Annotated in this window: 8 protein-coding genes; 2 read left to right on the top strand and 6 right to left on the bottom strand. The window is 71.6% G+C overall.

From position 1 onward, the window contains the following. Nucleotides 1-108 precede the first annotated feature (108 nt). Together AB0M46_RS50415 and AB0M46_RS50410 are read right to left on the bottom strand one after the other, a co-directional pair. Nucleotides 109-1,692, bottom strand: a complete 1,584-nt coding sequence (locus AB0M46_RS50415) for a recombinase family protein (RefSeq protein WP_363348742.1) — start codon at nt 1,690-1,692, stop codon at nt 109-111. Between the two features lie 52 nt (nt 1,693-1,744). Then, a complete protein-coding gene (locus AB0M46_RS50410; RefSeq protein WP_363348740.1) occupies nt 1,745-2,203 on the bottom strand; it encodes a sigma-70 family RNA polymerase sigma factor in 459 nt (152 codons plus the stop codon). A gap of 85 nt (nt 2,204-2,288) precedes the next feature. Here AB0M46_RS50410 and AB0M46_RS50405 point away from each other — a divergent pair, with 85 nt between their 5' ends. Next, the gene (locus AB0M46_RS50405; protein ID WP_363348738.1) at nt 2,289-3,131 is read left to right on the top strand and encodes a DUF3626 domain-containing protein; all 843 of its coding nucleotides are present in this window, start codon (nt 2,289-2,291) and stop codon (nt 3,129-3,131) included. Nucleotides 3,132-3,190: 59 nt separating this feature from the next. On the opposite strand, the gene AB0M46_RS50400 is transcribed toward AB0M46_RS50405, so the two are convergent. The 3 genes from AB0M46_RS50400 to AB0M46_RS50390 form a co-directional block, all read right to left on the bottom strand. Then, on the bottom strand, nt 3,191-4,618 hold the full coding sequence (locus AB0M46_RS50400; RefSeq protein WP_363348736.1) for a hypothetical protein: 1,428 nt from the start codon (nt 4,616-4,618) through the stop codon (nt 3,191-3,193). 1 nt (nt 4,619) lies between these two features. Next, a complete protein-coding gene (locus tag AB0M46_RS50395) occupies nt 4,620-5,282 on the bottom strand; it encodes a zinc ribbon domain-containing protein (protein ID WP_363348734.1) in 663 nt (220 codons plus the stop codon). A gap of 128 nt (nt 5,283-5,410) precedes the next feature. Beyond that, the gene (locus tag AB0M46_RS50390; RefSeq protein ID WP_363348732.1) at nt 5,411-6,253 is read right to left on the bottom strand and encodes an NAD(P)H-binding protein; all 843 of its coding nucleotides are present in this window, start codon (nt 6,251-6,253) and stop codon (nt 5,411-5,413) included. An 83-nt stretch (nt 6,254-6,336) separates the two neighbouring features. Here AB0M46_RS50390 and AB0M46_RS50385 point away from each other — a divergent pair, with 83 nt between their 5' ends. Continuing rightward, nucleotides 6,337-6,711: a helix-turn-helix domain-containing protein gene (locus AB0M46_RS50385; RefSeq protein ID WP_363348730.1), complete on the top strand. Its 375-nt coding sequence runs from the start codon at nt 6,337-6,339 to the stop codon at nt 6,709-6,711. 6 nt (nt 6,712-6,717) lie between these two features. Here AB0M46_RS50385 and AB0M46_RS50380 read toward each other — a convergent pair whose 3' ends face one another. After that, a complete protein-coding gene (locus tag AB0M46_RS50380; RefSeq protein WP_363348728.1) occupies nt 6,718-6,882 on the bottom strand; it encodes a hypothetical protein in 165 nt (54 codons plus the stop codon). Between the last annotated feature and the right edge of the window lie 809 nt (nt 6,883-7,691).

Below are 7,691 nucleotides of genomic sequence, written 5' to 3'. Positions count from 1 at the left end.
CTGGTCGTGCGCAGCTTGAACAGTTCCGCCCGGACCAGACGTGTCATCGGATGGCCGCCTTCGCGTGGGTAAGGTGCCGACCCGGCGCCGTTGCGTATCCCCGACCCGCTACGCGGCGGCGGGCTCGCTCACCACGTCGGTCGACGTGCCGAACTTCCACGTCCACTCCAAGCGGTGCCGCCCGAACGGACGGCGCGAGCCCTTCCCGGCCCGCAACAGCCGGATGTCGGCCACCGTGTTGATGATGTCCCGCTTCACCGCCACCTCATCGCCGAGGGCAGCCCACGCGCTCACCGCGTCGTCGCCGATCCGGCCACGCAGCACCGGCGGGATACCCGCCTCCTTCGCCGCCGCCTCGTGCGCCTCGATCTGCGCCAACAGCCCCCGCTCACTGCGGGCGAAGCTGATCGCGGTCACCTCGCCGCGTTCAGCGAGCTTGCGCCACTCCTCCAACTCCGCCCGCAACCGCTGCGCCTCCGCACGGGCGTGCGCCACCTGCTCGTCACTGCTGGCGTCGGCGGTCAGGTCCGCGAACACCTCCGGGCGGGCCAGCCACGCCACCACGGCCCGCTGCACGAACTCGTCCAGGACGTCCGCGGTCACCGCCGCGCACCGCTTCTTCAAACACGAATACACCTGACCCTGCCAGCCGTGTCGGTTCACCTTCGTCATCGACAGCGGCCCGTCGCACACCCCACAGCGGACGACGTAGGACAGCAAGTGGACGGCCCGTCCCGCCCGCGTCGTCGTCCGGGACGGGTCCTCCAGCAAGCGGACGGCCGCCCAATGCGTCTCTTCGTCCACGAGCCCGTCCCACTGCCCGTCCCCGACGACCTCACCGCGTAGCACCCGCTTGCCGATGTACGCCGGGTTCAAGGCCATCTTGCGGATGACGCCCCGCCGCCACGTCGACCCTTCCGGGGACGGCACGCCGCGGGCGTTGAGCTGCTGCTCGATCGTGATCAACGGCACCCCGGAGGTGATCTTCTTGTAGATGTCCCGCACCACTCCCACATGGGTGTACGTCGACTCCGCCTCCGTCTCCGGCGCGGTCGCCGTGCGGATCTCGTCGTCGGCCTCCTGCCGCAGGAACGCGCGGGTCCGCTGGTCGTACACCCGGCGGAACCCGTATGTCACCTTGCCGTGCGGGCGGCCGGCCTCGGCCGCGCCGACGATCCCGCGCAACACGTTGTCGCGGATCGAGTCGGCCAGCCACTCCGCCTGGACCGCCTGGAAGCCCAGCATCATGCGGTCGTTCTTGTCCCGCAGGTCGTACAACACCCCGCCGACCAGCCAGAAGTACATCCCGACCTGCGTGCACAGGTCCCGGATCTGCACATACACCGCGAGGTCGCGCTGGTTGCGGGAGATCTCCCACACCACCAGCACATCCAGCTTGCCCTCCCGGATCACGTCCATCAGCCGCTCGAAGTCCTCACGGGTCTTCGTGGCGTGCCGCGACGCGGACCGGTGATTGTCCGTGAACGACATCGACGGCGGACACGTCCACCCGTACCGCGTCACCTCGGCCGTGTTCAGCACGCCCTGATCGTGGACGCTCTTGCCCTGTTCCTTCTTATCCTGGCTGGCCCGCTGGTAGCGGCCCGCCCGCACGTCCGCACCGCCCGCCACCAGGTCGCCCTTGGTGGCGAACTGCGACCGCTGCCCTACCCGCTTGACCTGCCGTACCATCGGTAATGCCCTCCCCATTCACGCGCTGGCCTGCTAATATCGACCTTAGCAGCTAACGCTTCTTAGGAGTCCCGGCGGAGCACCCCAGCGCCTCGGCCACCTCGTCGATCGGCCGGTCGAGCAGGAACCGCATCACGAGCACGGCCCGCTGCCGCGGCGGCAGCCGCCGCAGCGCGTCCACGAGCTGTCCCCGGTCCTCGACCCCCGCGTACGACTCACCGCCGGCCCCGTCCCGGTGCGCCGCGACCAGCTGCACGCGCGCCCAGGGCTGCCGCTTCTCGTCGATCGCCGCGTGCACGAGCATCCGGTGCACGTACGCGTCGACGTTGTCGCTGCGCGCGACGCGCCGCCAGTGCTGGTACACCTTGGTGATCGTGGTCTGCACCACGTCATCGGCCCGGTGTCCGTCCCCGCCGCACAGCAGGAACGCGGCGCGGTGCAGCGCCGGGAGCCGCGCCGACACGTAGTCGACGTAGCCCCGCTCGTCACCGGCCCGGGAGCTTCCCCGCATCCGCCGTCCTCTCGGTAGCCGTTCACCCAACCGACGGGCCCACGGCGGGCAAAGGTTGAGTGCCGCAGGCGGCATAATGCCCGTCATGCAACGGCCACAGGAGCTGGCGATCGCGCACGTGGCGGGGCTGGCCACCGGGGGTGCCGGCCATCCGCGGTGGCGGGTGACGCTGCACTTCCACCCCGACCGGCTGGCGGGCGGGGAGCCGATCCTCGCGGCGATGGCCCGCGACGGCGTGTACCGCTCGCAGTTCGAGACGGGCACCAGCAACGGCGGCCTCACCGCACACGTCGGCGGGGACCGGTGGCGCTGGGAGAGCCGCATCTTCAACGGGGCGTACGACGACGCGGCGGCCGGGCACCGGCCGAAGTACGGCTCGCTGAACTTCCGGCGGCGCACGGTCGGCGGTTCGCCGCGCTTCGGCTCCGCGCACCTGCGGCTGCGGCCCGAGGCCCTCGCGCGCACCACGTTCTGCTACCCGGACAGCTTCTTCGAGCCCGAGCACTTCGGGGTGGCCACGGGCCTCACGGACCTGGTCGCGCTGGCCGAGCGCGACGACACGGACCCGCTCGACGACTACGTGGAGGCCCAGGTGCACGGCGTTGTGGACCTGGCCGCCGACGTCGAGGCGCTGGTCCTCGACCCCTGCTACCGCGACTCCCCCGTCGCGGCCCTCGCCGAGGGCCTCGGCTGCCCGATCGAGTGGCACGGCGGCTTCGCGCTGGAGACCGGCGAACTGCGGCGGCACCCGGAGTACCGCGGCCAGGAGTTCGTCGAGCTCGGGCTGGAACTGGCCCGCGGCGGACGCCTCGACGCGCGCATCGTCGGGGACGCGGCCCGCACCGGGCGCCACGACGAGCAGGCGCTCAAGCGGGTCTGGCACTACGTGGCGCGGTTCGGCAGCCCGGAGATGCGACCGTCGTCGTGACCCGGACGGCTTGACCCGACACCGCCACCTGGCAGTAACACGCGGGTCCGCAAAACCTGCTACCGCAGCAGGCCGGCGAGCTGCGCGTCCCAGCCGTCGGTGTGCACGACCCGCCCCACGAACCGCTCCCGCAGGATGCGCAGCGCGGGCAGCCGCTCGGCCGCCTTGCGGTACTGCGAACCGGCCGAGGATGCGTCGGCGTAGATGCCCTCGACCCGGAAGCCCAGCAGGTCCAGCGCGCGGTTGAGCTGCGCCGCCTGGTCGGCGTCGCGGCAGCCGAACACGTAGGTGGCGTGGTCGGGCCCGTTGAGCACCTCGTACACCAGGTGCCCCGACGGGGTCAGGCACAGCAGGAACGCGAGCACGGCCGGGTCGTCGGCGTCGGTGAGCGCGGCGTAGTCGGTGTGGGCCGGGGTCACGTTCTCGTGCGGGAAGACGGAGCGCGGCAGGTGGGGGCCGCCGGCCGACACGCCCTGCAGGCCGCCCATGCCGAGCATCCCGTAGGCCAGCGCCGGGCCGAGGGAGGCGAACGGGCCGTCGAAGCCCATCGCGTACGGCGGGCCGGCCGACATCATGCCGGCGGCGAACATGCCGGAAGCCCCGGAGGCGAAGTAGCCCCCACCGCCGTCGTGGTCGAACACCGGCGGCCGGGCCGAGTCGCGCCACGGGCCGGCGCCGGAGCCTTCCCGCTGTACCGAAACCGTCTGCTTGAACCCGAGCCACGCCTGGCCCCGGCCGAGCAGTTGCCGGGCGATCGCGGCCCGTTCGGGCGCGCAGGCGGCGTCGAGCAGGGCCGGGAAGACGGTGGGCTCGACGGCCTCGAGGTCGGCGCGGGCCGCGGCCAGGCCGTCGCGCAGCAGGGCGGCGACCGAGCGCAGCGCGACCGGGCCGAGGCCGGGCAGGAGGGCGGCGAGGAAGTGTGCGGTGCGGCCGGAGGCGGCGCCGACCCGGGCCCGCAGCAGGTCGAGGAACTCGCTGGTGCGGCGGGCCAGGCGCCCGAGCGCGATCGGGGGCCGCCCCGGCACCTCGACGAGGATGGTGTACCCCGACGCGTCGGTCGTCACGCCCCGGACGAATGGGTACGGGACCTTCTCGGCCAGCCCGCCGGCCGGCACGATGACCAGGGCGTCGTCGTAGAGGCGCAGGTCGGCCGGGACGCCGTCGGCCGCGCCCGGGAAGGTCTCGGCGGTGCCGACGCCGTCGAGCAGCAGGACCTGCTCGGTGTCGGTGACCCGCGCCTCGGACAGCTCGGCGAGGAACTGGGTGCGCAGGTTGCCGAGCCGGCTGAGCTCCAGCCGGGCCCCGTCGCCGAGGTGGAGGCCGATGACGTACGGCTGCGGCTCGTCGATGCCGACGATGTCCCCGGGCGCGACCCGCAGCACGGCGCCCGCCTGCGGCGTCACGACCAGCGCGCCGCCGGCCATCTCGGCGGTGCCGTCGCCCTCGTCGAGCAGGGCACCGCCGGATGCGATGAGGCGGAAGTGCACGTCAGGCCGTCGACTGGCCGCATTCGGCGCAGAACATCGCGCCGGGCGCGGCCGGCGTGCCGCAGTTGCCGCAGAACTTCTTCTGCTGCGCCGGGGCCGCGGCCAGCGGCGTGCCGCAGTGCTGGCAGAACTTGCCGCCGCCGGTCTCGTTCATGCACGACGGGCACCGGCCGACGGCCTGGTCGCGATAGTTGACGTCGCGCGTCCAGTCCACCTGCTGGATTTTGTCGTGCAGCTGGTTGACCTGCGCGGCGGCCTGCATGCCGGCGATCTCCTGGTCGAGGCGCGGGGCGCAGCTGGTGCACAGCCCGCGGTCGTGATTCCAGCAGACCTGCTGGCAGACCCACTGGCCGCAGCGGTGACACTGGTTGAAGTGCACCTGCATCTCTTGGGCGGCCTTCGCGAGCGCCTTGTCGCGGGTCGAGCCGCGCGTGCCGTCGCGCATCCACTCGGCGTCCCAGCCGATCTGCGAGGCCTTGGAGCCGATCTCGCCGCCGAGCAGGTCACCGCCCATGCGCAGCAGGCGCCCGCCGAAGCCGGTGACCGAGTGCTGGAACGACGAGGAGTACCCGTTCCCGCATCGCATGCAGTTGAACTCGAACTGGTAACCCTCTCGGGTCGAGTGGTCCGAGTAGTTGTTGGTGAACGGCACCATGCCAGCCATCGGCAGACGACCCCTATCGAAGAGCAACTCGGCTTAACATGCATGTTGTACCTGTTGCTCAGCGTAAGCATGATCGGCAAGTCGGGCATATGACATCGCCTGATCGGCCGTCCGACCAGCCGAAGGCCTTACCCGGCGCGGTACAGCCCGGCGTTACGACGGGCCCATTGCGCGAACGAACCCGCCTTGCGTCCCAGCACCCGCTCGACGTCCGGGCTCACCGCCCGCTCCTGCGCAGTCGGCCGGCCGAGGATCTCCAGGGTGCCGTCGGCGACCGGCTCGGGCATGAACCCCAGCATCTGCGCCCGGGCCTCCTCCGGCGCCTGCTCGACGAACCGGACCGGCGCGCCGATCGCCTCGCCGATGGCCGCCGCCCGCTGCGGCGGTGTGGTCGCCTCGGGGCCGGTGAGCACGTACGTCTGCCCGGCGTGCCGCCCGTCGAGCAGCCCGGCCGCGGCGACGGCCGCGATGTCGTCCGGGTCGACGATGGGGAGGGCGACGCTTGCGTACGGCGCGTACGCGGCCCGCTCGGCCCGGACGGACGGCACCCAGGCGTACGCGTTGCTGGCGAAGCCGCCCGGGCGCAGGATCGTCCAGTCCATCCCGCTGTCCTTGACGACGTCCTCGAGTGCCCGCAGCGGGGCGTGCGAGACGGCGTCCGGGCGGGTGCCGGCGGCCTGGGACGACTGCAGGACGATGCGCCGTACGCCCGCGGCCTTCACTGTTTCGACGATGGCCCTGCCGTCGAGGTGGGCGCCGGCCCCGCTGACCAGCAGATAGAAGGCCTCGGCCCCGTCGAGGACCGCCGCGAGGCTCCCCGGGTCGGCGAGGTCCGCGCGGATATGGCGGGCTCCTCGCGGTACGACATCCGGTGCATTGCGGGAAACCGCCGTCACCTCGGCGCCCGCCTCGACCAGCCCCGCCACGAGGGGCCGCCCGACGTTGCCCGTCGCCCCTGTCACCACGATCATGACCTGCTCCTTTGTGCCGTTGCGTTGCTTTCGCAGGGAAAGCTAGCATCGGGGAGACAGTAGGTACCTAGAGGAAAGTGGCTATGCGTGAAGAGACCACGCCGGAGCTGGCGTGCCCGATCTCCCCGGTCGTCGACATCGTCTTCAGCCGATGGACGACCCCGATCCTGTGGACCCTGCACGAGCACGGCCGGATGCGGTTCAGCGAGCTGGAGCGCCAGATCGGCACCATCACGGCAAAGGTGCTGACCCAGCGGCTGCGGCAACTGGAGCGCGACGGCCTGGTGGTGCGCACCTACACGCCCGAGATCCCGCCGCGGGTGGAGTACGAGATCAGCGAGGTCGGCCGCAGCCTGGGCCCACTGTTCGCCTCGCTGTCCGAATGGGCCACCCAGCACCTGCCCATCGTGGACGCGGCCCGGGCCTCCTACGACACCTCGGGCCGCCCACGCCCATGAACGCATCTAGGTACTCAGAACCGGCCACGCGAACGCCAGCAGGGCAACGGCGGCCCCGAGCAGCGCGGTGTTGACACCGCGGGTCGGCACTGGCAGCGCCGCCACGGCAAGCAGGATGACAGCGATGATGTAGAGCACTGCTTGAGTCGACATGGTCCGATCGATGCCCATCCACCGTCCACATGAAACACTCGTGACGCAGGCTCGGCTTTCCGACCATCGGCCTGTTCGACCCCGCCTCCCCCGCCGCCGGCCACGCTGGAGCTCATCGCGCTCGGGCCGGAAGTGGCTGACCCGCTCCAAGGTGGCGGCGTCGAACAGGTCGTGCCGGTCTCGCCGACGAAGGCGCCAGCCCGGTCGACGGCGACGCATCTGGGCTGCTGCAGCCCCGGCCAGCCGATCACGGCCCCGGCGGAACGCGGCCAGGGGGCCCATCGCCACACCGCATCCTGGCCATGGGCGTCGGCGAGCTCGCGCCTGCTCAGGTCCGCGGCGGCCGGCACGTCCGGGAGCCGGCGCATCGAGGCACACTCATCTGCCGCTGAGGCAGCACGTCGGCCACAACCCGACAACGGTCACGCTCCGTGCCTTTCGCCGGATTGTGCCGGCGCCCGGTCCTGCTTGATATGCAGGTGATCGTGAGGCTCCTTGAACTGGGCACACAGTGCCTCGATCACGCTACATATCACGCATTATGCGGCCCGCCAGGGCGCAGGTGATCGAAGATCACCCGCATAATGCCGATGAGCGCGTATTCACTGCAAAGCTCCGCCGGTGGCGCGTTGGGATAATGCTCGACCTTTCGCAGGCTTCGGCGGAATTGGCAGCCGGCCGGACGTAACAGATGCAAGAACCGGCTGCGATACGCCGCCGACGAGCGCGGACGGCGACCGATTGTGCGACGCGTTGCCGCACCGGCGGGCCGGCGTGACGGCGGCGGTGGTGTTGGTGCGCGACGGCCCGCGCGGGCGCGCCCGGAC

It is taken from the genome of Dactylosporangium sp. NPDC051485, assembly GCF_040682015.1.
In the GTDB taxonomy this organism is placed as follows: Bacteria; Actinomycetota; Actinomycetes; order Mycobacteriales; family Micromonosporaceae; genus Dactylosporangium.
The sequence above is the reverse complement of the archived record's forward strand: the minus strand, read 5'-3'. Positions and strand labels throughout refer to the sequence as shown.

Excerpts from the sequence above, each read along its gene's own strand:
- AB0M46_RS50415 (WP_363348742.1), bottom strand. The coding sequence starts at position 1,692 with ATGGTACGGCAGGTCAAGCGGGTAGGGCAGCGGTCGCAGTTCGCCACC.
- AB0M46_RS50410 (WP_363348740.1), bottom strand. The coding sequence starts at position 2,203 with ATGCGGGGAAGCTCCCGGGCCGGTGACGAGCGGGGCTACGTCGACTAC.
- AB0M46_RS50405 (WP_363348738.1), top strand. The coding sequence starts at position 2,289 with ATGCAACGGCCACAGGAGCTGGCGATCGCGCACGTGGCGGGGCTGGCC.
- AB0M46_RS50395 (WP_363348734.1), bottom strand. The coding sequence starts at position 5,282 with ATGGCTGGCATGGTGCCGTTCACCAACAACTACTCGGACCACTCGACC.
- AB0M46_RS50390 (WP_363348732.1), bottom strand. The coding sequence starts at position 6,253 with ATGATCGTGGTGACAGGGGCGACGGGCAACGTCGGGCGGCCCCTCGTG.
- AB0M46_RS50385 (WP_363348730.1), top strand. The coding sequence starts at position 6,337 with ATGCGTGAAGAGACCACGCCGGAGCTGGCGTGCCCGATCTCCCCGGTC.
- AB0M46_RS50380 (WP_363348728.1), bottom strand. The coding sequence starts at position 6,882 with ATGGGCATCGATCGGACCATGTCGACTCAAGCAGTGCTCTACATCATC.